The organism is Isosphaeraceae bacterium EP7 (assembly GCA_038400315.1).
Taxonomy (GTDB): Bacteria; Planctomycetota; Planctomycetia; order Isosphaerales; family Isosphaeraceae; genus EP7.
The window spans coordinates 1,671,121-1,695,372 of sequence record CP151667.1; the positions used below are offsets into that span (position 1 = coordinate 1,671,121).

Consider the following 24,252-nt stretch of genomic DNA (forward strand, 5'->3'; position numbering starts at 1 on the left):
GTCGACTGCGGGGGGTGGTGGCATGGACCGCCCGCCCCCGGCAACCGACCGTCGCCCGCCTGCCCGGCGTGGCGGCGAGATCCCGGAGGGAGCCTCCCGGCCATGATTCGCACCGTCCTCAAGCGACTCTTCCCGGCCCTCCTCTTCACGCCGGTCGTCCTGGGCTTCGCCGTCGCGGCTCGCGCCCAGGACGGGCCCCCTCGGGCCGAGAATCCCGACAAAAACGGCCCGGTCGAGCCGGCCGAGGTCGTCCCCGGACAGTTCTTCCCGATCATCGAGCCCATCGACGGCGACCTGATCGAACGCACCGCCATCGCGGCACGCCAGGTCATCGACCGAGCCCGCACCGAAGAGTCCAGGCCCGTCCTCGTCTTCGAGATCAGGCCCGGCACCGCACAGCCCGGCAAGGCCAGCTTCGGCACCGCCTGGGACCTGGCCAACGTCCTCTCCACCCGGCTCGCCGGCGCGCGGACCACCGTCGCTTACATTCCCGAGCCCCTCACCGGCTACGCCGTGCTGGCGGCACTCGCTTGCGACGAGATCGTGATGGCCCCCGGCGCCTCGCTCGGCCCGATCACCCCCGAGGGCGAGGTGGTTGACCAGGCCGCCGTCGAGCCCCTGAAGATCCTCGCACGCCGCAAGGGGCGCGAGCCCGACTTGCTGCTGGGCATGCTCGACAAGGAGGCCGACCTGCGGGCCGTCCGCGCCGACAACAAGCAGGTCCACTACGTCCTGGCCCAGAACCTCGCCGAGTTCAAGGCCTCGCACGTCGTCCTCGACGACCAGCCCGCCTGGGAGGGGGGCCGTCGCGGCGTGCTCTCCGCCGAGCGGGCACGCGACGAGGGGTTCGTCAAGCTGCTCGCCGAGAACCCCTCCGACGTCGCCAACGCCTATCGACTGGCCGGCCAGGCCTCGGGTGCCGACCCCACGCTCGGCCAGGTCATCCGGCCCGTCTGGATTGAGATCGAGGGGACGCTCGACAGCGTCAAGGAGTCGTACCTCCGCAGACGCATTGAGCAGGCAAGGCAGGAGAAGGCCAACCTCATCTTCTTCGCGATGGATAGCGACGGCGGGATCGACAAGTCGGCCGATAACATCGCCGACCTCATCGTCAACACCAAGGACATGAAGACGGTCGCCTTCGTCGACGGCAAGGCGATGGGCGTCGCGATCCTGGTCGCCCTGGCCTGCGACGATGTCGTGTTCCTTAAAGGAGCCCGGATGGGCGACGTCAGGCGCCTGATCACGGGCCGTCGAGGGCAATCCGAACCCCTCTCCGACCTGCAAATCAGCAGCCTGGCCAGCCGCGCCGAGACCCTGGCCAGGCAGAACGGCCACCCCTCCGCCGTCGCCCGCGCGATGGTCGACCCCGAGAGCATCGTCCTCCGCGCCAAGGACCACAAGACCGGCGCGGTCGTCTACGTCCTCCGCACCCAGGTCGAGGCCGAGCCCGCGCGATACACCGTCGACGAGACGATCAAGGACGCCGGCGATGTCCTGACCGTCACCGGAGAGGACGCCGCCTCGTTCGGTCTGGGGCAGGTCGTCAACGATCGTGAGGACTTCAAGGGGCTCTACGGCCTGAGAGGCAAGACGATCAAGGTCGACGGCCCCACCTGGGTCGACGGCCTGGTGACGACCCTGAATGACCCATTCGTGAGCTGGATCGTCCTGTTCGTCGGGCTCTTCATGCTGGTCCTGGAGCTGAAGCTGCCGGGAATCGGCCTGCCCGCGATCACGTCGGCGCTGGCCTTCATGCTCTTCTTCTGGAGCCGATACCTCAGCGGCACGGCCGACCAGCTCGAGATCATGCTGTTCGTCATCGGCATGGCCTGCCTGGCGATGGAGCTGTTCGTCTTTCCCGGGTTCGGCGTCTTCGGGATGAGCGGGATCCTCCTGATCCTGGTCAGCATCGTGATGGCCAGCCACACGTTCATCTGGCCGACGCAGGAGTATGAGTATCGCCAGCTCGGCCAGACGCTCCTCCAGATGACCCTGGTGCTCGGCACGGTTGGCGGCGGCGCGGTGGCCCTGGGCCGTTACTTCCCGTCGATGCCCATCTTCAACCGGCTCATCCTGAAGCCCGAGCCGTGGGACGCGCCGTCGGACCCGACGGTGAAGCCCTCGGCCGACGGGATGCTCGACTCGCTGACCTTCCTGATCGGCGAGACCGGCCGCACGACCTCGGTGCTGCGGCCCAGCGGCAAGGCCAGGTTCGGCGAGCTTCTGGTCGACGTCTCGGCCGACGGCTTCTATATCGAGCGCGATCGGCTCGTCGAGGTGGTCGAGGTTCAGGGCTCCCGCGTCATCGTCAAGGCAATGGGGAGCTGAGCCGGAGGCGCCCCGTTCCGGGGCGCTCCGGGCGTGCCGGCGGCGTCCGTTCGCTCGACAGTGCGACGCCGGCTGTGCTACATTCGCGGCGATTTCCGGGAGAAATTGGCCGCGCGATCGCTGCGCGAACTCCCGGAAACAGGGAGCGAACACCATGCATCAGGGACGTCCGATGACCATCACCCTCTTCGGCCTTGCCGCCGCGACCGGCCTCGCCTTGATGTTCGCGGCCGGGTCCGCCGAGGCCGCCGACGCCAAGACGATCGTCGTCTTCGACACCAGCGCCGGCCCGATCGAGATCGAGGTCGACGGCGAGAAGGCCCCGATCAGCGCCGCCAACTTCCTCAAGTACGTCGACTCGGGCTTCTACGACAACCTGATCTTCCACCGCGTGATCCCCGGATTCATGGTCCAGGGCGGCGGCATGGACGACGCCATGAAAGAGAAGTCCAAAGGTCAGGCGGCCCCGATCAAGAACGAGAGCGGCAACGGCCTGAAGAACTCGCGCGGCGCGCTGGCCATGGCCCGGACGAACGACCCGGATTCGGCCACCAACCAGTTCTTCATCAACCTCGTCGACAACGACTTCCTCGACAAGGCCCGGTACGCGGTCTTCGGCAAGGTCATCTCGGGGATGGACACCGTCGACGCGATCGCCAAGCAGCCGACCGCCACCAAGGGGTTCCACGAGAACGTGCCGACGAAGCCGATTTACATCAAGTCGGCCAAGCGGAAGGCCAGCTGAGGCCAGCGAATCGGCCGGCAGGGAGGTGTCGCAAATGAGTCTGGGCTCTCAGCCTTGACCCATGCCGGCGGCCATCCTACGATAGTCGCGTTCGAGGGGCGGCGTGCCGATATAAGGTGCGTCGCCCCCTCAATTTTGCCGATCAAGATCAACGCGCCGACCCTGGAAAGGAGCGGAACGTGGCTCACGTTGTCGCCGAGCCCTGTTTTGACTGCAAGTACACCGACTGCGTCGTCGTCTGTCCGGTGGACTGTTTCTACGAAGGCGCGCAGATCCTCTACATCCACCCCGAAGAGTGCATCGACTGCGAGGCCTGCGTGCCCGAGTGCCCGGTCGAGGCCATCTTCCACGAAGATAACCTGCCCGACGACTGGAAGGACTTCACGGCCCTGAACGCCGAAGAAGCCCCCAAGTGCCCCTGCATCACCGAGCGCAAGGACGCCCTCGAAGGCGAGTCCTGCACCAAGGCCGCGAAGTAACCGGAACCGCCGCCCGGCGGAATGCGGAATGACGAAACCCCGGCCAGACGCCGGGGTTTTGCATTTCGAAGCCGATCAAATGCGACAGCAAGCCCCCCGTCGAGGCGGGCCCAGGGCTGGGCTTGCGTCGGGGGCAGGATCAAACTCGATCGCTCAGCGACGTTCGTCGCTGGAGATCGACTCGCCGCCATTGCGGGTCATCATCTTCACGAGGACGAGCTTGTTGATCTGGTTGGTCACCTGGCTGACGCTGCCGTCGCAGAAGGCGAAGTTGACCAGGCCCGGGTGCTTGCTCATCCAGTAAGTGTAATAATTGACCCCGGCGATACGGATCGGCTTGTTGAGCGTCCGATCCATCGTGGTCCGGACGCAGCAGTCGAACCCCTGCGACCAGGTGCCGACGAGCGACTCGCCGAACATGATCGTGTTCGACGTGCCGTCGGTGATGTCGGCAAGCCCGGTCTTCGAGTTCATGTAGTTGGTGCCGTTGTCATAGATCCCGCAGAGGGTCGTCGGCGGGCTTTCCACGCAGTCGGGGAGAGTGCCTGCGGCCATGTTGAATCGGTAGTCGGACGGCCCGAACTTACTGATGGTGCTCGCGGTCCCGGACGTGGTGGCGGTGGCCGCCGCCTTGCGGTTCGAGGGGCAGACGAACAGGTCGAGCGTCCGCCTGAGGCTCGTCGAGTTCGACCATTCCGGCTGAACCACACCCTTGGCGTCGAGGTAGGTCGGCGGGACCTGGAAATTCATCTCATCGAAGAGATTGCCCTGCTCCATGTGGGTGAGCAGGCCGGGCAGGCCCCCCCACTGGGTCGGCAGTGCGATATTCGGGGCGCAGACCGGGTTGTTCGGATCGGACTCGAAGCAGATCCATCCCGCGGGGAAGTAGTTGAACGAGTCGTGATATTGCTGAGCGGCGAGGGCGAGCTGCTTCAGGTTGTTGATGCACTTGGCCCGATTGGCCGCCTCGCGCGCCTGCTGCACCGCCGGCAGGATCAGGGCGACGAGCACGCCGATGATCGCGATGACCACCAGCAGCTCGATGAGAGTGAAACCGACACGTCCGCGCTTGGAGAGAGGCTGGCGACGCATGACGCGACCCCGCGATGAGGACAAGGGACTGACAACCGTCGTCGATTGCTAAGATAATCCATCCACCCCGTCAATGTCACCCTCGTCGGAGAAAGATTCGTGGCGATGACGGGCTAAGCCAGCTCGACCGTCCAGTAGGCATCGTCCAGGAAGCTCTTCCAGCTGAGGTAACGCCGGTTGGCCAGCTTGAGGCGGAGCGCGGGGCTGGTCCTGGGCTCGACCGGCTCGCGGATCAGGCGCATCGAGGCCTCCGTCGGCGTGCGGCACCCCTTGCGCACGTTGCACTTGAGGCAGGCGCAGACGAGATTCAGCCAGCTCGCCCCGCCCCCCTGGCTGCGCGGGACGATGTGATCGAGGCTGAGCTGGGCGGTGGAGAACCGCTTGCCGCAATACTGGCAGCGATTGCCGTCGCGGGCGAAGATGTTGCGGCGGTTGAATTTGACCTTGCGGCGCGGGAGCCGGTCATAGGCCAGCAGGCGGATGACGCGGGGGACCTGGATCTCGAACTGGACGGTGCGGACGTAGTCGTCTTCCGGCTTGCGGAAGGCGGCCCTCGCCTCGGACACTTCGCGCCAGGACGGGAAGTCGAACGACTGATACTGGCCGTCGTCGACGGTGACAACCTCGGCCAGCTCCTTGACGAGCAGCCGGAAGGCCCGTCGCGCCGAGATGACGTGGACGGCCATGAAGAATTTGTTGAGGACCAGGACGCTGGAGTCGAGCGGCTGGAAAGCTCCGAGACTCATAAACGAGAGGCTCCCCGGTTACCGATCTTCTAGAATCGGGCGGTTCGCGGGTCGACCGTCGCTGGGCGAGGTCGGGTAGCCGGGGGTCGAGGCCGGCCGTCGTTTTGGTCGTTGGGTCGGGGTGTCGCGGCCCCGGGCTCCTGAGCTGGTTCGAGGGCAATTCTCCGTTGACGTCCGAGGGTCGGGCGGGGCCCGTCTCGCTTCATGATGACCCCTCGGCGGGCGACCGTCCAGGTTGCGTCGCCGAGGGGGCGTGGATGGGGCTCAGGCGGAATGGCGTGCGAGGGCTTCGCGGACGGCGGCACCGACCTCGGTGGTCGTGGCCTTGCCGCCCAGGTCGGGCGTGCGCGGGGTGCCTGCGGCGAGGACCGCGGTGACGGCCTTGCGGATGGCGGCGGCCCCCTTGGGTGCGTCCAGATGGTCCAGCAGCATGGCCAGTGAGAACATGGCCGCCAGGGGGTTGGCGATGTTCTTGCCGGCGATATCGGGGGCCGAGCCGTGGACCGGCTCGAACATGCTGGGGAATTTGCGATCGGGGTTGAGGTTGCCCGACGCGGCCAGGCCCATCCCGCCCTGGAGCACCGCGCCCAGGTCGGTGATGATGTCGCCGAACATGTTGGTGGTGGCGATGACGTCGTACCGCTCGGGGCTGACGACCATCCGCATGCAGCAGGCGTCGACGTGGTTGTAGTCGGCCTTGATGTCGGGGTACTCGGCGGCCACCTCGTCGAAGGTGCGCATCCAGAGGTCGTGGGCGAAGGTCAGTACGTTGGTCTTGGCGACCATGGTGACCTGCCCCTTGTGCCCCTTGTCGCGGTCGGCCTGGCTGAGCCCGGCGAAGGTCCGGGCCTTGGCGCGGCCGCGGGCCAGCTCGAACGAGTAGCGGATGCAGCGCTCGACGCCGGCCCTGGTGTTGATGGAGGTCTGGATGGCGACCTCCTCGGGCGTCCCTTTATAGGTGAACCCGCCGGCGCCGACGTAGAGGTCCTCGTTGTTCTCGCGGACCACCACCATGTCGATCTGCTCGGGCCCCTTGTTCTTGATGGGGGTCTCGACGCCCGGGTAGAGTCGGACGGGACGCAGATTGATGTACTGGTGGAAGGCGAACCGGATGCGGAGCAGGATGCCCTTCTCCAGCACGCCGGGTGCCACGCCCGGGTGGCCGACGGCGCCCAGGAACAGGGCGTCGCAACGCTTCAGATCATTGAGGACCGAGTCCGGCAGGACCTCGCCGGTCTTGAGATAGCGCTCGCCGCCCAGGTCGAACTGGACCAGCTCGGGCGCCTGGCCGTCGAGCCCGGCGACGTCCGCCAGCACGGCCAGTCCTTCACGCACCACTTCGGGGCCGACCCCGTCTCCCGCGATGACTCCGATCGTGGCCAACACCGCCTCCGCTGTCCGATCTAAAGGGGAGAAGCTTGGAATTCGAGTCACCGACTGTAGCGGCGACCGTGTAGGTCGGCAAGGGGCGCGGCGCGGGCCGGGGTGTTGCAACCGTGCCGCAACCCGGGACGGCGCGTTGACAAGGGTCGGGACTGCCGCATAATTCCAAGGGTTCAAAGCCCGCGCACTTCTCTCCTTCCGTCTCGGGCTCATCCGGCAGGCTCTATCTCCGCGTCGCCGGGCCCCGGGCCAGTTTGCCCGGGTTCTCCCCCCATTCTCCGCCCCAGGGAGGCGTCCGCCATGGCGACTTCGACCGAGAACACACCCCCCGGCAAGAAGGACACGCGTGGCCTCTCCTCGCTCAGCGAGACGCTGCTGGAGAAGTCGATCCTCCGCCGGGGGCTTGCCACGCCCCAGGAGCTGGCCCACTGCAAGGAGCTGCGCAAGCAGATGGCCGCCCGGGAGGAGTCCAAGAACCTACTCGAGGTGATGCTCGAGGCGCGGGTGCTCACCAAGGGGCAGGGCCTCAGGCTGCTGCAAGAGGTGGGCGCCGAAGCGACCGCGCAGAAGCTTGAGATCCCCGGCTACCAGATCATCGACAAGCTGGGCAAGGGCTCGATGGGCATGGTCTACAAGGCCAGGCAGACCAGCGTCGACCGCATCGTCGCGGTCAAGGTGCTGCTCGACGCCCTGGCCAAGAACAAGGAATTCATCAAGCGGTTCGACCGAGAGGCCAAGATCGCCGCCAAGCTGTCGCACAGCAACATCGTCAACGCCATCGACGCCGGTCAGATCGACGACCACCACTATTTCGTGATGGAATACGTCGAGGGCGCCACGATCAAGGACGAGCTGGAGAAGGGCAAGATCTTCGACGAAAAGGTGGCCCTCAAGGTGGTGCTGGCGGTCGCCGAGGCACTGAAGCATGCCCACGAGCGCGGCCTGATCCACCGAGACATCAAGCCAGAGAACATCATCCTGACCCGCGACGGCAACGTGAAGCTGGCCGACCTGGGCCTGGCCCGGCTGACGGCCGACGAGAAGTGGGCGATGGCCGAGGCCGGCATGGCCATCGGCACCCCCTACTACATCAGCCCCGAGCAGGTGCGCGGGCAGGTCGACGTCGACATTCGCGGCGATATCTACAGCCTGGGGGCGACCCTCTACCACATGGTCACCGGCAAGGTGCCCTACGACGGCGCGACGCCGCCCGAGGTGATGCGCAAGCATGTTGATAAGAACGTTAATTTCATCCCGCCCGACCACGTCAACACCAAGCTCTCCAGCGGGCTGGGCGTCGTCGTCGAGACGATGATGGCCAAGAACAGGGACAACCGCTATCGCAACCCGGACGACCTGATCATCGACCTGAACTGCCTGACCCAGGGCGAGTCGCCGATCCTGGCCGGCTCGAAGATCGACACCCTCGCCAGCCTGGCGGAGGGGGATTCGGCCGACGGCGAGGGATACGGCGGGGTCGCGGCGAGCGAGTCGGAACTGATCGAACTGGCGGGCTACGTGAACAGCCGCAACACCATCATCGCGGCCCTCGCCGCGATCCTGGCCCTGTCGCTGGTCACCAACGTGATCTTCCTCGTCCGGGGCTGACGGCGTCCTGATCATGCCTCGACGCCGGCGCTCCTGCACCCGGCGTCAACCAACCGGCCGCGACGAGGCGGCCCTCCGGTTTCACGTCGATCTCGGTCGTTTCAATTCTTGCTGAAATCCAGCGTGCGGCTCAGGTCGCGGCCAAGCGGGTCGTTCAGATATTTCTTGTGGCAGCAGGCGCAGAGGTCGAAGCGGAAGGCCTTGTTCACTGGGGTGGCAAGCTCGTCGGAGCTCAGGTTCTCGTCCTGCCGCAGCAGGGCGGAGACCGCTTCCATGGGGTCGGCGTCGAGGTCTTCTTCGGTGATCGAAGTCGGGTCGAAGCCGGGGAAGGCCTCGATCCGAACGACGTAACGAGGCTGGCCGCAGGCGGTCAAGTCCGTGCCGCAGAGATCGCACGAGATGTGGATCATTGGCGTGGAGTCCCTCGGTGGTAATCCGGTCCAGGTTGCCGACGGGTAGGCCGGTCCAATTCTAACCCGACGAGCCGAGCCCTCCAAGGCGATTGGTGGCCTCGACGTCGAAAAAGGACGAGATTTAGGCGTCCCCACGCCACCAGTCCACTGATGAACAGTATGGAGGTGGCGGAGGCAAGCAGCCCCATGCGCACCTCGGCCGGCTCATAGCTCAGGTCGATCCGGTGGCTCCCCGCCGGCACGTCGACAGCCAGGAACGGCCCTTCCGACGACGGCTCGGCGGCCGGCCCGTCGTCAACCCTGACGACCCAGCCTGGGCATGCGATCATCCTCACGACCAGCCGGCCCGCCCGGTCGGACCGGGACCGACAGACCACCCGCCCGCCGTCGACTTCGATCTCGAGCGTCCCGCCCGGCTCGACCGTGGCGAGCGGCATCCCATCCACGGCGGCGATCCAGGTCTGTCCCACTCGTTCGACGGCGCCGAACAGCCCGGCGGGCGGCTCGGTGGCGCCGACGAGCGCCATGACGCCGGCACCACGCAGCCGATCGAGGCCTCGATACGCCGTGCGCCAGGTCACGTCGCGGCGGCTGCTCCTCATCCTCGGGTCGGGCTCATAAATCGGCTCGAACCAGTCGAGGGCGGCGGTCAGCTCGATCGAGTCATAGCAGCGGGCGTCGGCGATGCCATAACGCATCAACGAATTCGGCGGCCACTCCGCGCCGATGCCGACCACCCGGCTTCCCGTTCCCAGGTCCTTCAGGAAGTCGACCACCGCACCGCCCGGCCGATATTGGACGGCATTGATTGATGGGTTCAGCCCGACGACGAACACGAGCAGGTCTGCCGCGACGAGTCCGCACAGCCCGGCGCGGCCGGCATTCGCGCCGATCCGCCCTCGTCGCATCAGCCCGATCAGGATCAGCAGAACAAGCCCCTGCGCCGCGATCCAGCCGTAATACCGGGGAACGAACCAGAGCGTCGAATCCACCTGCCGGCCGGCACGTTCGAGATAGGCGGTCAGGTCGGCGCCTTCGGCCTCGGCGGCGGCGGCCCGATAGTTGGCCTCGGCGCGAGTGCGGAGCTGGGGCTCGAAGCGGGGCAAGGCAACGGCCACCATGATCGATCCGACGGCAATCAACGCCCACATCCAGCGCAATCGACCGAGCAAACGCATCCCGACATGAGCGCCCAACGAATCCAGGCCAATCCCTCCCAGCAGCGGCAGCGCGAACGCCAGCCAGACGCTCAGTCTCCGGTTGTCGGCCACCCCCAGCACCGGCAGGGCCCTCAGTAAGTTGTCAACCGGCGGGATGCGGAACGCGGCCAGTGCGCCGACCGCCGCCAGCGCGACCAGGAACCGCACGCGCGGATTCCGACGGCGGGCCGCCCAGGCGAGCGGGGCCAGGCAGACGAGCGTCGCCAGCCCCGCATATCCGCCCGCCGATTCGTTGATGTTATGAACCCCAAGCGCCCTGGCCAGGTTCGGCTGCCCACGCCGCTGGCTCCCATACGCATAAGGGATTGCCGTGCAGACCGCGTCGAGCAGCCGGGGCGTCGCCAGGCTCAACGGCGAGCCCCATTCCTGCCTGCGATCGGCCAGGATCGGGCTTCGGGTCAGATAGACGCCCAGCGGCACGATCTGCACCGCCGCCAGCCCGATTCCGAGTGCGATGCCCGCCGACCAGGCCGGCCATGCCCGTCGGGCCCGGCGGCTGGTCCATCTCCAGGCGGCATAGAGGCCGGCGGCGAGCAGGGCGTGCGCGGCGGTCTGGACCTGCCCTCCGAACAGGATCAGCGAGGTGACGACGGCCAAGCCGGCCGTTCGTCGGGCGCCGGGCCGAGCCAGCACTCGGTCGGTGGCCAGGATCAGCCAGGGGATCCAGACGGCGACCGACGCGGCGGGGTAGAGGAGCCAGAGGCTGATGAACCCCGTGAACGGGTAGACCAAACCAGCAAACCATCGGCCCCACACCTTCAGGCCCCAGCGGCGTCCGAGCAGGAACATCCCCAGTCCGGCGACCCAGAGCCTGGCGGCGGCCATCGGCGCATGGGCGTCGGGCAGGGTGCCGAGATAGGCGATGAGGTGGAACGGGTCGAAGATGGCGCTCTGACCGTTGGCCAGGTGCGGGGCGCCGCAGCCGATCCAGGTGTTCCAGAGCGGAAGCCGACCCTGCCTGATCTGCCGGCGGCTTTCTTCAAGCCAGGGCTCGAACTGGAGGGCCGGATCGGTCAGCAGCCGATTGGCCGGCTCGAAGCGTTGGGCGTTCTCGCCTCCCAGGCTGGCGGTGGTCAGCAAGACATCGGACGGGCTGAGCACCCCGTCGCCGAAGAGGCAAGGGGCGAAGAGGGCGCAGAGGATGAGGAGCAAGGTTGCGCCAAAGGCGGCGGTTTCGCGTCGATGGCTCATCGGCCTGAAACCTCCGAATCCCCGGGTGATCGATGGCTGGTCGGATGCGCCGGGTTCGTTTCGTCGTGAAAACCTGGGACCCGAATCGATGTTGCTCCACGGATGCCATGCCCTCGCGCCGCGTGAGCATGAAGCGGGGCGGCCTCGCCCAGGCTGCCCGACCGGCGTATGCTCACGCGGCGCGAGGGCATGGCACACGGAAACGGCCCAGCACACGGGGATGGCCCGCGATGGGATCGTTTGCTCGCGTTCACGTCAGACCTGGCGATTCGATGAGGGACCATGCAGTCTCGTTTCGTCGGATCCATCACTGGGTCATTCAGAAGAGCGTTAAAGGTCGAGCATTCGTTTGAACAAGACCATGAGTGCGGACAGCGTGAAGACTCCCGCGGCGATCCGATAAGGGCGAGTCCGGCCGGCGGCCTTGAACTTGCGCGGGTCGAGCTTGCTGGTGCGGTTGGCCAGGACGAAGAAGGTGACGGCCGCGATCGTGAGGAGGCCGCAGAGGCGCCACTCGGCGACGGCGGGGCCCTCGGTGCCGAAGACGAAGTCGGCGGGGACCTGCAGGGCTCTCCCCGTCGAGCCGATCAGGATGGTGGTCAGTCCTTCCTGCATGTGGGACATCATGACCAGCGTGAACAGGCCGGCGCCTCCCAGGGAACCGGCCAGGACGGCGGCGATCAGGCTGCCGGATTTCGACATCGGGACCCCTCCGGGGCCTGGGCTTGGGCGGTTGCAGGCGAAGGGACGGGCACGCGAGATCGCTGGGCCCGAAGATCTCTGGAGACCATTGAAGCCGAGCGTGCGCGGGACCGGGGGGACGGGACATAATACCCAGAGGGTCATGACGAGGTCACCTTGTTCGCCTCGGCCGACTCGGCGTCTCGCAGCTCCTTGGAAGTCGGGCGGCGGAAGGGGGCGGCGGGCGACGAGCCGGGGAATGAGGCGGGACGGTCGGGGTTGGGCTCGGTGAGCGGCTGGACGCGCGAGAGGAAGGCGTCGATGCCGGGCGTGTTGCTGCGGGCCTTGCGGGGCGGGGTCGGGCTGCGGGGGGGCTCGGGGCTCAGCCTGGCGGGGAAGGATTCGAGGGGAGTTGACGTCTTGTGCGCGAGGGCCCGGTCGTGGGAGTCGGGGTGGCCGGCGGTCGGGCGGTCGACGGGGTGGTTGTAGGTCTCGGGGTTGCTGAGTGGTTTTCCGGCGGTCCCTGGATAGGGAATGTTCGGGGCGCCGTCGAGCCAGTCTCGGCGATAGACGGGCTGGCCCTCGGTGTAGGCGACCGGGCCGGGGAAGGGCTGCATCTGCGCGAGTGCGGGGTGGTCGAGGCGCATCGAGGTGAGGCTGGGTTTGGGGGGGAGGGTCAGGGTCTTCGGGTCGCCGTCCCAGGCGTCGGGGGCCTCGGCCCAGCGGCCCTCGACGAAGACGACGCCGTTCTGGTCGACGGGCGTGGGGTTCGGTCGGTAGGCGCCGATCCGTTCGTGATAGGACAGGTCGACCCGTGATTTGGCCAGGTCGCGCAGCGAGCGGCTGATGGCCAGCTCGGCGGAGGTCTGGTAGCGGCGCAGGTTGACCCCTTCGCGGCCGGTGTCGACCAAGGCGCGGTCGGCGGCCTGTTCGCGGTCGAGCCGCTCGATCTCGGACCAATCGGCGGCCTGGGCGCGGAGCGACTGAATGGACCGGTCGACGTGGGAGATGAGGTGTCCACGCGCCTCGGCGGCGTCCGGCGATGCGGAGAGCTGGTTGAGCAGGCGCGCGACGGTCGGCGAATTCGCGGGGAGGAGCGAGGGATCGATGACGAGTCGGAGGCGATTGGCAAGATCGGGACCAGGGATCTCGCCGCCCGAGAGGGCCGCGTGGGCGTCTTCGAGCAAGTCGACCAGCGCGTGGCAGCCGGCGGCATTGGAGCGCAGGAGGACGACGGCGTAGGCGCTGGGCTCGGCCGCGAACAGGCGTTGATTGCGTTCGTGGTCGGCGGCGGTCTGGGCCTGGCAGTCGGAGGCGGCGTGGCGGGCGCGGTTGAAGATGGCGGCGTTCTCGTGGCGGCGGGCGCGTTCGAGCTGGACGACGGCCGTGACGGCGGTTTCCACCAGCGTGCGCTGGGCCTGGCCGTCGGGGCACATGTCGCGGTTCCAGGCGGCGAGCTTGACGTTGCGGTCCTTCTCGTCGTCGGGGAGCATCACCGTCCCGCGACTTGTGAGCCCATGCTTGAGCGAGTTGCGGCGCGAAGCGGTCTTGCCCTCGGCGGTCCGGGGTCCGGTGGACTTGGCCGCGCGGATGCGGTTGGCCTCGATCTGGGCGGGCGTGGCGGGCATGGGTGGGGTCTCGTCGTTGAGAGCCTTGAGTGCGTCATCGCGGTAGAAGGGGGACGACGCGTTGCCGACGGACTCTGCCCGTCGGTCTTTCGTCGCGCGAAGCGCCCCTCTATTGAAAGACAATCCTTTCGGCGCGCGATTTCCTCCCTACTTTTTCGGAATTCTCGAAAAATAATCCGCCAGATGAGCGAGCACGATGGCGACCGAAACCCGCGAAGCCTCGACGGGACGAGGCGCCCACAACCCGTCGAGCGTCCAAGGCCCGGTCCGCTCAGGCTCACGCCTTGTGAACAGGGAAGAGATGGTCCTGGCTGACTGACCCGATTGAGATGACATCGGCCCGGGAAGGGCGCTCCGACGGTCCGCCCTGCGCGATGTTTCATCGACGCATCGCAGCGATTAGGGGAGGAGTTCTCTATCTAGGCATCAAGCTATTCAGGTGCGTTGTTTTTTGTCGAAAACGTCCCGAGGAAACCTCATTCGGGACGAAACGGATGGTGCCCCGAATTCAATTGTGTAAGTTTTGAATGCTGTCGGATGTAATCGACGAACTCCGAGCGACTCGCTCGCACATGGATGGCCGCGGTCGAGGATTCGGGCAACTGGTCCCCCCCCCAGGCACCGGAAAACGCGATGACCATCACGATCACGAGGTTTCACCTCCTCGCGCCCCTGCGCGCCCACTCTCCCCGATACGGCCGTGAGATCCCCCGCTTCGACGGCGTTATGCGGGCTTCGCTCCCGAGTTAGACGCCCCTCCGCGTCAACACGGGCACGGCGAGGATCTCGCTCGTTCGCCCCGAGACAGTCTCGCGGATCCGAAGGGACTCCGCCTTGTAAGTTTAAAACAGAACATATTCAAATGAATTATTGGCGCGGAGCTAAGCTGTGCATCGGGACCCCTCAGTTGAGACGATTCGAGGCCTGGCGGTGGTGCTCGTCGTGCTGTTCCACTCGCTGGTCTCGGTGGACGGTGCGCACCTGAGCGACGCGGGTCTCTCGGCCCTCAGGTGGCTGATGGCCCCGCTGGTCCTGATCAGGATGCCATTGTTCGCGGCGATGTCGGGCTACGTCGCCGGGCTCGGGTCGGCGGGCGCGGACCCGAGCCCGAGGCGATTCATCGCGGCGAAGGCCCGGCGGCTCCTCGTCCCGTTCGCCTCGATGCTGACGCTGACCTTGCTGGTGCGTGCCGCTCGGAACGGACTGAGGCCGGACAAGTACCCGATGGACTGGGATCCGGGCGTGCTGCTCGGCCACTTCGTCTACGGCTTCGAGCACCTCTGGTATTTGCAGGCGTTGTTCCTGATGGTGGTGGGGTTCTCGGCGCTGGACCGTCTCGGGTGCGTGCGGACGGTCGGCGGCTGGATGGCGACGACGTGCGTGGCGGCGGCGCTCGCCCTGCTGCTGCCGGACTGGCGGATCTTCAATCTGCACGAGGCCCTGGCCCTGTCGGCGTCGTTCCTGCTCGGCGTCGGGTTGGCCCGCTTCCCAGCGATGATCTTCACGCGGACCACGATGGTCGCCTGCATGCTGGCGACCGCGGTCGGTTTCGCCACATTCTTGCTGACCAAGTCTGGCCACCTGGAGGTCCCCGCCGGCCGGAACAGCCTGGTGGGCGTCCTGACGGCGATGGCGGCGATCCCCGTGATCTTCCGCCGGAGGCTGATTCTCCCGGTCTTGCCGACGCTCGCGAGCTATTCCTACTCGATCTACCTGTTCCACACCCTCGGGCTCTACTGGGGCTACTGGCTGTCGATCAAGCTCTTGCAGGGCCATGACCGCCTGCTGTTCGTCCTGTTCAACGCCATGTTCGCCATCGTCTTCTCCGCGGCCGCCCACCACGTCGTGACCTCCCACCCGATGCTCGCGTTCCTGTTCCTGGGCGAGAGAACGAAGGTTAAGGTACGGGCGCCCAGGCCTAGGCCGGCGGCCATCAGAACGATCCTGGTCGGCCAGGTCTCCTGAGCCTCGCGGCGATCGCCGAGCCCCGCTCGGGGGAGAAACACCCACGTCGGCTTGACTTCTCAGACTGGTTGTCTTAGCCTTTGACGGACAAAGACAATCTGTCTCGGGCGAGGATGGCGATGGCACGGACCCCGCGCGATGTGACGGAGGCGGAACTCGCGGTGCTCCAGGCGCTCTGGGACCTGGGGCCTTCGACGATCCGGCAACTGACGGAGGCGACCTATGCGGACGAGGGGGCCTCGCCGTACGCGACGGTGCAGAAGCTGCTAGAGCGGCTTGAAGGGAAGGGGATCGTGGCCCGCGATCGGTCGACCCAGGTGCACGTCTTCCGCGCGAGCGTCGACCGCGAGGCGCTCATCGGCCGTCGGCTCAGGGCGGTGGCCGACACCCTCTGCGGCGGCTCGCTGACTCCCTTGCTGACGCATCTGGTCCAGGCCAACCGGCTGAGCGAGCAGGAGCGGGCCGCCCTGCGCAAGCTGATCGACAAGATGGGGCCCTGAGCCCAGGCGGGATGGACCGATGGCCATTCGAAGCGGAATCGCGGGCCGCTGGATGCTCGGGGCGACCATGCTGCTGACGGTAACGAGTCGGGGTCAGGACGCACCTCAATTGCGGGCCCTGGACGCGGTCGACGCGCAGGACCGGGCCAGGAGCGAGGCACGCGCGAGGGAGGCGGCTCCCTCAGACGCGGCAACAATCGGCCACCCGCGTTCCGGCACCGCGACTTCGGCGAGGCTGAGAGCGGAGTTGGCGGCGACGCGGAAAGCACGCGTTGGCGCCTGCGTGGAGTCGAAGAAGCGACTCGACGCGAAGATCGCCCGGCTGTCGGCGGAGCTTACCTCGATGGCCGTCAGGTCCGTGGATGGTGGCGCGGAGGTTGCGGCGGACCGGGACGAGCGTGAGTTGCGCGGGCTGGAAGAACGTCTGGCGATGTTGGTCCGGCGAGCCGGCGCGCAGGAAATCCCCTCGTCGGAGTCCGATGACGAGATGGCCGAGCGGCTCGAGCTTGAGCGGGAGATCGGCGAGGTTCGGGCCGGGCTGGAACGGTCGAGAAAGGCCCTGAAGAGGGCGGTTCGGCCAGTTCCTGGGGTCGAATCGAGGCCTGTTCCGACAAACCGCGATTGACGGCGCGGGCGGCCGACGGTTTGCTTGGCGTGTGGATCGACGCCGGAACCGGATCGGGGTGAGACTGCGATGGATAAGCGAACGAAATTCCGCGCGTTGCTGGCGTTCTATCTGGGATGGCTCATGCTGCTGGGGACCGTCGGCTACCTCTCGGGTAAGAAGCCGACGGTGAGGCCGACCGCGCCGGCGCGGTCGGCCCAACCCTGAAGTCGCCAGGCCGGTCAGAGGACGCGGCAGAGCAGGCAGCTGAGGTAGTCGGTCTCAAGGCAAGAGGCGGCGACCGGATGGTCGAGGGCCGCGCCTCGCTGCTCGAGGATCTGGATCGGCCGCTCGGAGAGCTCGGCGACGCGGCCGAGGAGGTCGGCGAACATCCGCCGGTCGACCAGGCCCGAGCACGAGAACGTCACCAGGATGCCGCCGGGCTCCAGCACGGAGAGCGCCAGTCGGTTCAGGCGGAGATAGGCCTTGAGGGCGTCATCGACGTTGGCGGCGCTGCGGGCGAACTTGGGGGGGTCGCAGACGACCATCCCGTAGGTCGTTCCGGCCGCCTTCTGGGCCTCCAGGAAGTCGAAGACGTCGGCCTGCTCGAAGGTGGCGGGCAGGTTGTTGCGCTCGGCATTACGCCGGGCCAGGGCGAGCGCCGGCGCGGAGGAGTCGACCCCCAGCGCCGAGGTCGCGCCCGCGGCGAGCGCATTGAGGGCGAAGCCGCCCGAGTAGGTGAACAGGTCGAGCACCGACCGCCCCTTGGCGAGCGCGGCGGTGGCCCGGCGGTTGTCGCGCTGGTCGAGATAGAAGCCGGTCTTCTGGCCGGTGGCGAGGTCGACGGCGAAGGTCAGGCCGTTCTCCACGATCTCGATGGGGCCGTCGGGCATGGTGCCGCGGACGGGCCCATCGCTGACGACGAGCCCTTCGCGTTGGCCGATCCCCTTCTCGGTGCGGAGGATGACCCCCTCGGCGCCGGTCCGCGCGATCAGGTGGTCGAGGATCAGGTCGCGGCGCTCGTACAAAGCCCGGCTGGTGAACTGGACTGCCAGCCAGCGGTCGAAGCGGTCGACGGTGAGCCCGGAAAGGCCGTCGGCTTCGCTGAAGACGAGGCGGCAGGCGGAATTGGGGGCCGACGAGAGATCGAGGACGTCGTTGCGCAGGGCGAGCGCGGCGTCGAGGCGGCCGAGCCAGAAGGCGTCGTCGAGCGGCTGGTCGTCCCAGCGGTAGAGCCGGACTCGAATGGCGCTTGCGGGATTGAAAAGGCCGCGTGCGACGAACTGGTTCTCGTGGCTGACGACGACGACCTCGTCGCCAGCTGCGGGCTCGACGTCGACCCGGGCGATCGACTGGACGTAGACCCAGGGGTGGCGGGCGAAGAAGGGGCGGGCCCGGCGAGGGCCGAGCGTGACGCGGACGGGTGCGGACATGGGGGCCGGCTCGATCTGGGAGAAAGGAACTAGGTGCGTTGCGTCGGGCCCGGCTTGCGCCGGGTCAGTTCGGTTCAGGACGGGTGCAGGGCAGGCCCGTTCAGGGGGCCTGCTCGCGGCTGGCAGTCTCGAACTCGGAGAGGTAAGCCAGGGTCCGCTCGAGCTGACTCTGGTAATGGCGGACGCGGAGCAGGCTCTTGATCCGGCAGAGCAGCTCAACCTTATTGACGGGCTTGGTGAGGAAGTCGTCGGTGCCGGCCTGCACGCCGCGCTCGAAGTCGGACGGCTCGTTGAGCGCGGTGACCATCAAGATGAGCAGGTCGCGGGTGGCGGGGTCGGCCCGCAGCTTCTTGCAGACCTCGAAGCCGGAGAGCTTGGGCATCATCACGTCGAGCAGGATGAGGTCGGGGCGGTCGGCGGCGACGGCGCGCAAGGTGTCCTCGCCGTCGAATGCGGTTTTGATCTCGCATTCGACGTCGGACAGGTACGCCTCCAGAAGCTCGACGTTCTGGATGTTGTCGTCGGCGATCAGGATTTTGGGCAACGGCTTCGGCAGGTCCAAGGTCCATGCCTCCAGGGGCGGCGGGCTGCCGGACGCGGTCGGCGCCGGCCGCGCCGCGAAGCAACCGATCTTACCGCCCTTGGGGCCGGGCTGGAATCCGGAATCGAGACCGGCCCCCTGGATCGTGGGCGGGACCGATTCCGCCGACGCGCAACTTTCGGATCGCTTGCCGATGCCATTCGAGCGGGTAGAATTGGGGGTTGAGGCGAGACGGGCTCTCAGGGCGGCGGCCCGCACGGTCGCCGCGTCTCGTCATCGCCCTTGGGTCGGGAGGTCATTCCATGCCCTTGGCCGAGATCGATCGCCAGTTGCTCGACCGGTGCCTGAAGAAGGAGCCGGGGGCCTGGAACGACTTCGTCGATCGTTACATGGGCCTGATCTACCACGTCATCCACCACGCATCGCATGCGCGGAGCGTGGTCCTCAGCCAGCCAGATATCGAGGATATCGCCGCCGAGGTCTTCCTGGCCATCGTCGACGATGACTACGCCGTCCTCCGCCGCTACAAGGAAACCGCGGCCCTGCCGACCTATCTGACGGTGATCGCCCGGAGGATCTGCGTCAAGGAGATGGTCAAGCGGTTCCGCGAGGCCGAGCTGGGCCACACCTCGGCGCATCGCGCGGGGCTGGAAGACGAGATCTCCGGCGAGGCCGAGCCAGTCATCGCGGCCGAGGAGCTCGACCGGATCCTAGGCGAGCTGCCCGAGCGTGAGGCCGAAGTCGTCCGGCTCTATCACCTGAAGTACCAGAACTATCGCCAGATCGGCAAGCAGCTCGGGATCCCCGAGAACTCGGTCGGCCCGATCCTGGCCAAGGCCCGCAAGAAACTCCGCCTGACCGCCGAGCAGCGGGCCTCCTGAGGCCCACGCGTCACCGGGGGGAGACGGCCCGAGCCGAAGGCCAGAGCCGACGGAATTTGGCCGACGCTCCCTCCTTGATCGGCTTGCCGTGGCCGAAGCAAGCGACCTCGAAGTCAAGTTCCGAGAGCCTGGCCAGGCTCTCGCGGCCCTCGGCCAGGTCCTCGTAGAGCGGGCTCAGCCCGAGGCCGAGGACATTGGCCGCGGCATCGGCGACGAGCAGGACGCCCCCCTGGTGGGGCCAGAGCAGGGCGACCTGCCCCGCACAATGACCAGGCGCATGGATCGCCCGCAGGCCGCCGCCCACCGGCAGGATCTCGCCATCGGCGATCTCGTGCTCGACCTCGGCGGCTTCCAGGTCGTTGGGGGCGAGCCGAAGGATCAGGTTGCCGATCAGCCAGTTGCTAATCCCGGGGGCCGGCTTCAGCGGTCGCTTGCATCGACCCGCGCGGACCATCTCGGCGTCGACGGGGTGCATCCAGGCCTCGGCCCCGGTCCTCCGCTTCAGCTCCGCCAGGCTGCCGGCGTGGTCGATGTGGCAATGGGTGACCACGATCGACCGCAGGTCGCCCGGATCACGGCCGATCGACCGGATCGCGGCCACGATCTCGTCGGCCTTGCCGGGGTATCCGGTGTCGACCAGCGTCAGGACCTCGTCGGCCTCGATCAGATAGGCGTTGACCGAGCCGATCGCGATTCGGTGGAGGCCCGGGACGACTGGCTCGATGGACATTGTGGGTAAATCCTCGGGGGCTCATCGGTTCAGGGGCTGACCTCGATCTCGATCGGCCCGTTGCATCGCAGGCAGTCGGTGGCGGATTCTGCGGCCCGCGCGAATCGATTGGCGCAGCTCTCCGGGGTGGGCGTCAAGGCATTGGCGTGTCGTCTGAAGATCGATCCCGCAGATCTCGTGTCAAACAACCGGGAAACAAATGATGGCGATCCATATTGTGCCGCGATACAGTCCAAGGTCTCTCCGCGAGTGACACAAAGGCCGGGGGGCTGCCAGGGCGGCAGGCCTGCGGCCGTTCATCTGGATACGTCTTGAGGTGCCATCGTGGTAGTGAAACGACTTTTGAGGCCGGACGACCGCGCGAGTCAAACACGTGCGGGGTTCACCCTGATCGAGCTTCTGGTGGTGATCTCGATCATCGCCGTGCTGATCGCGCTGCTGCTGCCGGCGGTGCAGAGCGCACGCGAGGCGGCCAGGCGGGTCCAGTGCGTGAACAATCTCAAGCAGCTCGGGCTGGCGCTCCACAATTATGAGAATGGCGTGGGTGCGTTCCCGCCGTCGGGCAAGTCGACCTATTTCGGGTCGAGCCCGCCCAATAATCAGTACGTCGACGGCGTCGGGCTGCTGCCGAGGTTGCTTCCGACCCTGGAGCTGACCACGACGTTCAACGCCATCAACTTCTCGATCGAATACAACCACATCTCGGGCGGCAACTTCACCGCCTATTCCACCGCGATCGCCGCATTCGTCTGCCCTTCGGCGGTCCGTGAGCCGTCGGGGAGCCGCGACTCGCCCGACCCGGCCGACCCGGCTTCGATGCAGGCGGGCCAGGGATATGGTGTGACCGATTACGCCGCCACCTGCGCGACGACCATCGACCCGCAGGGGCGGGCGGGCGGGCCTTGCAGCACTCCGATTGCCATCTACCGCAACTGCAATGCGCGGGTGGACGGGATGCTGAAGCAGGGGAAGACGCGGATTTCCGAGGTGACCGACGGCCTCAGCCAGACGATCGCCGTGACCGAGGACGCGGGGCGTGACGCGCGGTTCATCGGGGCCTACTCGGAGAACTACGTGACGCCGGTGCTCTCGTATACCCGGCCGGTGCCGCCGGGACTGCGTCGATTCTGGCGCTGGGCCGAACCCGACGGCGCGGTCGTCTCGTCGTCGGTGATCAATAACAAGGGAACCCCCAGCCACGAGAACACGCAGCACCCCCAGTCGGGCACGTCCGGGGCCGACGGAGCCGGGGCAAACGACGAGATCTTTGGGTTCCACCCCGGCGGCGTCAACGCGCTGATGGGCGACGGCTCGGTCAAGTTCCTCAAGGAGACGGTCAATATCGTCGTCCAGCGCTCGCTGATCACGCCCAATCAGGGTGAGATCATCTCGGCTGACGCGTACTGATCCGGGACCAGGCCGATCGGGGCATCGCAGGACGCGTTTGCCCCGATCGCATTGCAACGATGTCCCCGCGCAAGGCCGCCCTATTTCCCGCCGCTCGACGGCGACAGTCGTTTCGTCATCTCATTCATTCGGGATGCGAGTCAAGCGACTACAGCGCCCAATCGATGGGCGGAAGCGTATTCCACCAGGGCAATTTTGCTCGCGCCTGGCTGTATGCCCTTCGCCACGGCTTGCCCACCGCCGCGTTCAGCGCCGCCTCCAGTGAAGCCAGGGGGTACTGCTCCAAAGTCGCACCGAGGTCGATTAAAAGGCTCTCGTCTTCCTTGGATCGTCCGGCCAGTTCAGCCGCCGTGGCGCCATCGCGGCATAGCTCAGCCAATGCCCTGTAGCTAATGTCCGTGAACTCGGACCTCGCCATGGCGTGCAGGTTTCGACCGGCATCGTCCGGGCTCGCGGTCATCAACCCGCCGGGGCAGGGAAACCCGGAATCGTCGCCGGCGAGGATGACGGGATCGCCCAGCCAGGCACCCCGGAACGAGGTCGTGTCTCGCCCATAGCAATCCGCGATGAGGAGTTTCAAGGACCCGATGCAGTGATCGCCACGCAGCACTGAGGAGATCTTGACCGCCTCGCCGAACCGCGACGGGTCCAGATATTGCCGCCTCACCGGGTTGACGACCAAGAAGTACGCTCCCACGCGTATCCTCCCTCTTACCAGCGATAGGGAACAGGTCGACGAGGGCCGGCCCGAGCGGGACGATCGCGGTGACCGCACGTGCCAGATAGCCGCGCGGATCCGGTCCCCGATGACATCGTCTTCCCCAACCTACGTCGCGGACGTGATCGTGGAGATCACCTTCCGCGATTGCAAGCAGGACGACGGGGCTGGCCAGCAGCAAGCGCGAATGATCTGAGTGAACGTCGGAGCGTCCCACATCTTTCTGTGTACGCCACGCTGACCATGGCCCGGGCCTGGGACCGGAGCGATGAAGGATCTGGTGGTCCTTCGGGCTTGCTTAGGGATAGCCCATCTCGGCGCCCGAGACACGCGGACAAGGGACGGCCCTGGTGTCGGGAAGGCTGGGCGAGGAAAAGCGAGCGGTTCTACCTCGCGGGGCTGCCAATGTAGAAATTCAAGTCGTTGCCGACAGGCTGCTCGACCTGGCGGTTGACATCGAGGTTCTCTCGGAAAATACAGCGGGGAATGAGAGGTGAGAATTCATGCCCCGTTCTTCGTCAGCGGAGATCGAGGGTCCACGCCCTTGCTGAACACTGCCCTGGATGGAATGGGGGGTGGTCCCACACCCCGACCGTCCCAGGGCCGGGTGTGCCCCCCACGCCATCCAGGGCAGGAAGGCGAAGATATCGAGACTGAGATTCAATGTCAATAAATTCGTCGGTTGAGACGGGAGAAATCCGGGCTGATGGGCTGGATTTCGTGCCGTGGGGTGTGAACGGGTTCTGTAGGATCGAGCGTGAGGCGGAGGCTGCCAGGCCTCCGGGGTCGAATATTGGGATCAAGCGTCTAGCGGAGGGACTGCTCATGGGCGTCCGACACGAGGATTCAGGGCCCGAGCGGGGCGACGCGGGGGTTTCCAGGCGTGCGTTCGGGCGCACGGTCGCCGGGATCGGCGCCGGGCTGGCTTCGGCGGGCGGTTTGCTGCCCTCGATCCTGACGCCCTCGATGGCGCGTGCCGAGGCACGGGCGGCGGCGAAGGGGAAAAATGCCGGGGCCGAGACGGCCGTCAAGCGGTTCTATGACACCCTGACGGACGAGCAGAAATCGACGATCTGCTTCCCGTTCGAGCATGAGCTGCGGAAGAAGATCAACGCCAACTGGAGCATCACCAAGCCGTCGATCGGCAGCGACTTCTACAAGCCCGACCAGCGCAAGCTGCTCGACGAGGTCTTCCGCGGAATCACGAGCCCCGACGGCTACGAGCGGTTCATCACGCAGATGGACGACGACTCGGGCGGCTTCGACGCCTACAGCGTGGCGGTCTTCGGCACCCCCGGGACCGGAGAATTCGAATGGGAGCTGACGGGCCGCCACCTGACGGCGCGGGCCGATGGCGACAGCGTCACGGGCGCGGCGTTCGGTGGGCCGATCGTCTACGGCCACGGCGCCGGGGACGGGGAGAAGGGGCTTCCGGGCAACGTCTTCTACTACCAGACGCAGAAGGCCAACGAGGTCTTCAAGGCGCTCGACGGCACCCAGCGCAAGGCCGCCTTGCTCTCCAAGGCCCCCAAGGAAGACAGCGTCAAGGTGCAGGGGGCCGAAGGCTCGTTCTCGGGCCTGAAGGTGGGCGACATGTCGTCCGACCAGAAAGAGCTGGTCGAGAGCGTGATGAAGGTCTTGCTGGCCCCCTATCGTGAGAGCGACACCGAGGAGGCGATGGCGATCTTGAAGGACGGCGGCGGCGTTGACGCCCTGCGCATGGCCTTCTACGAGAGCGACGACCTGGGCGGCGACCACGAGTGGGATCTCTGGAGGCTGGAGGCGCCCAACTTCGTCTGGCACTTCCGCGGGGCCCCGCACGTCCACTGCTATGTGAATATCGCCAAGAAGGCCTGAAACCCCAGGCCTGACGTGATATGAACCCGACCGCGGCCCGGCCCATCTCGGCCTGGCCGCGGTCTTCGTTTCGAAGGCCCCCATCGGAGGACGGCCTGA

The 24,252-nt window shown here is 66.8% G+C and carries 22 protein-coding genes; 11 read left to right on the forward strand and 11 right to left on the reverse strand.

What is annotated here, in order from left to right; translation table 11 throughout:
• The first annotated feature begins 102 nt into the window (after positions 1-102).
• The 3 genes from EP7_RS06500 to EP7_RS06510 all read left to right on the forward strand — a co-directional run bounded on the left by EP7_RS06500 (position 103) and on the right by EP7_RS06510 (position 3,555).
• The gene (locus tag EP7_RS06500) at positions 103-2,331 is read left to right on the forward strand and encodes an NfeD family protein (protein WP_463526932.1); all 2,229 of its coding nucleotides are present in this window, start codon (positions 103-105) and stop codon (positions 2,329-2,331) included.
• A 172-nt stretch (positions 2,332-2,503) separates the two neighbouring features.
• Positions 2,504-3,076, forward strand: coding sequence for a peptidylprolyl isomerase (locus EP7_RS06505; protein WP_463528374.1), 573 nt, complete (start codon positions 2,504-2,506; stop codon positions 3,074-3,076).
• A 179-nt stretch (positions 3,077-3,255) separates the two neighbouring features.
• A complete protein-coding gene (locus EP7_RS06510; RefSeq protein WP_463526933.1) occupies positions 3,256-3,555 on the forward strand; it encodes a ferredoxin family protein in 300 nt (99 codons plus the stop codon).
• Between the two features lie 153 nt (positions 3,556-3,708).
• On the opposite strand, the gene EP7_RS06515 is transcribed toward EP7_RS06510, so the two are convergent.
• The 3 genes from EP7_RS06515 to EP7_RS06525 all read right to left on the reverse strand — a co-directional run bounded on the left by EP7_RS06515 (position 3,709) and on the right by EP7_RS06525 (position 6,776).
• Complete coding sequence (locus EP7_RS06515) at positions 3,709-4,647, reverse strand: DUF1559 family PulG-like putative transporter (protein ID WP_463526934.1); 939 nt, start codon at positions 4,645-4,647, stop codon at positions 3,709-3,711.
• Positions 4,648-4,760: 113 nt separating this feature from the next.
• Positions 4,761-5,393 (reverse strand): HNH endonuclease, encoded by a 633-nt coding sequence (locus tag EP7_RS06520; RefSeq protein WP_463526935.1) that lies wholly within the window; start codon positions 5,391-5,393, stop codon positions 4,761-4,763.
• Positions 5,394-5,657: 264 nt separating this feature from the next.
• A complete protein-coding gene (locus EP7_RS06525; protein WP_463526936.1) occupies positions 5,658-6,776 on the reverse strand; it encodes a 3-isopropylmalate dehydrogenase in 1,119 nt (372 codons plus the stop codon).
• Positions 6,777-7,076: 300 nt separating this feature from the next.
• On the opposite strand from EP7_RS06525, the gene EP7_RS06530 reads away from it, so the two are divergent.
• Positions 7,077-8,384 (forward strand): serine/threonine protein kinase, encoded by a 1,308-nt coding sequence (locus EP7_RS06530; RefSeq protein ID WP_463526937.1) that lies wholly within the window; start codon positions 7,077-7,079, stop codon positions 8,382-8,384.
• A gap of 101 nt (positions 8,385-8,485) precedes the next feature.
• Here EP7_RS06530 and EP7_RS06535 read toward each other — a convergent pair whose 3' ends face one another.
• The 4 genes from EP7_RS06535 to EP7_RS06550 form a co-directional block, all read right to left on the reverse strand.
• Positions 8,486-8,794 (reverse strand): hypothetical protein, encoded by a 309-nt coding sequence (locus EP7_RS06535; protein ID WP_463526938.1) that lies wholly within the window; start codon positions 8,792-8,794, stop codon positions 8,486-8,488.
• Positions 8,791-11,208, reverse strand: a complete 2,418-nt coding sequence (locus EP7_RS06540; RefSeq protein ID WP_463526939.1) for a hypothetical protein — start codon at positions 11,206-11,208, stop codon at positions 8,791-8,793. The genes EP7_RS06535 and EP7_RS06540 overlap by 4 nt, the downstream gene beginning before the upstream one ends.
• Before the next feature lie 330 nt (positions 11,209-11,538).
• Complete coding sequence (locus EP7_RS06545) at positions 11,539-11,910, reverse strand: hypothetical protein (protein WP_463526940.1); 372 nt, start codon at positions 11,908-11,910, stop codon at positions 11,539-11,541.
• Between the two features lie 140 nt (positions 11,911-12,050).
• Entirely contained in the window at positions 12,051-13,517 is a 1,467-nt protein-coding gene (locus EP7_RS06550) for a hypothetical protein (protein WP_463526941.1), read from the reverse strand.
• An 888-nt stretch (positions 13,518-14,405) separates the two neighbouring features.
• Here EP7_RS06550 and EP7_RS06555 point away from each other — a divergent pair.
• The 4 genes from EP7_RS06555 (at position 14,406) to EP7_RS06570 (ending at position 16,814) form a co-directional block, all read left to right on the forward strand.
• Positions 14,406-15,482 carry an acyltransferase family protein gene (locus EP7_RS06555; protein ID WP_463526942.1) on the forward strand — a complete coding sequence of 359 codons (1,077 nt, stop codon included), beginning with the start codon at positions 14,406-14,408 and terminating at the stop codon, positions 15,480-15,482.
• Between the two features lie 119 nt (positions 15,483-15,601).
• Complete coding sequence (locus tag EP7_RS06560; protein ID WP_463526943.1) at positions 15,602-15,982, forward strand: BlaI/MecI/CopY family transcriptional regulator; 381 nt, start codon at positions 15,602-15,604, stop codon at positions 15,980-15,982.
• Between the two features lie 19 nt (positions 15,983-16,001).
• A complete protein-coding gene (locus EP7_RS06565; protein WP_463526944.1) occupies positions 16,002-16,607 on the forward strand; it encodes a hypothetical protein in 606 nt (201 codons plus the stop codon).
• Between the two features lie 69 nt (positions 16,608-16,676).
• Entirely contained in the window at positions 16,677-16,814 is a 138-nt protein-coding gene (locus EP7_RS06570) for a hypothetical protein (RefSeq protein ID WP_463526945.1), read from the forward strand.
• 14 nt (positions 16,815-16,828) lie between these two features.
• On the opposite strand, the gene EP7_RS06575 is transcribed toward EP7_RS06570, so the two are convergent.
• Positions 16,829-18,019 (reverse strand): class I SAM-dependent rRNA methyltransferase, encoded by a 1,191-nt coding sequence (locus EP7_RS06575; RefSeq protein WP_463526946.1) that lies wholly within the window; start codon positions 18,017-18,019, stop codon positions 16,829-16,831.
• Between the two features lie 100 nt (positions 18,020-18,119).
• A complete protein-coding gene (locus tag EP7_RS06580) occupies positions 18,120-18,581 on the reverse strand; it encodes a response regulator (protein WP_463526947.1) in 462 nt (153 codons plus the stop codon).
• Positions 18,582-18,862: 281 nt separating this feature from the next.
• Here EP7_RS06580 and EP7_RS06585 point away from each other — a divergent pair, with 281 nt between their 5' ends.
• Positions 18,863-19,441: an RNA polymerase sigma factor gene (locus tag EP7_RS06585; RefSeq protein WP_463526948.1), complete on the forward strand. Its 579-nt coding sequence runs from the start codon at positions 18,863-18,865 to the stop codon at positions 19,439-19,441.
• A 10-nt stretch (positions 19,442-19,451) separates the two neighbouring features.
• Here EP7_RS06585 and EP7_RS06590 read toward each other — a convergent pair whose 3' ends face one another.
• On the reverse strand, positions 19,452-20,171 hold the full coding sequence (locus EP7_RS06590; protein WP_463526949.1) for an MBL fold metallo-hydrolase: 720 nt from the start codon (positions 20,169-20,171) through the stop codon (positions 19,452-19,454).
• Between the two features lie 330 nt (positions 20,172-20,501).
• Between EP7_RS06590 and EP7_RS06595 the strand changes: the two genes are divergently transcribed.
• Complete coding sequence (locus EP7_RS06595; protein ID WP_463526950.1) at positions 20,502-21,578, forward strand: DUF1559 family PulG-like putative transporter; 1,077 nt, start codon at positions 20,502-20,504, stop codon at positions 21,576-21,578.
• Between the two features lie 148 nt (positions 21,579-21,726).
• On the opposite strand, the gene EP7_RS06600 is transcribed toward EP7_RS06595, so the two are convergent.
• Complete coding sequence (locus EP7_RS06600; protein ID WP_463526951.1) at positions 21,727-22,275, reverse strand: hypothetical protein; 549 nt, start codon at positions 22,273-22,275, stop codon at positions 21,727-21,729.
• 846 nt (positions 22,276-23,121) lie between these two features.
• Here EP7_RS06600 and EP7_RS06605 point away from each other — a divergent pair.
• The gene (locus EP7_RS06605; RefSeq protein WP_463526952.1) at positions 23,122-24,153 is read left to right on the forward strand and encodes a DUF3500 domain-containing protein; all 1,032 of its coding nucleotides are present in this window, start codon (positions 23,122-23,124) and stop codon (positions 24,151-24,153) included.
• The last annotated feature ends 99 nt before the right edge of the window (positions 24,154-24,252 follow it).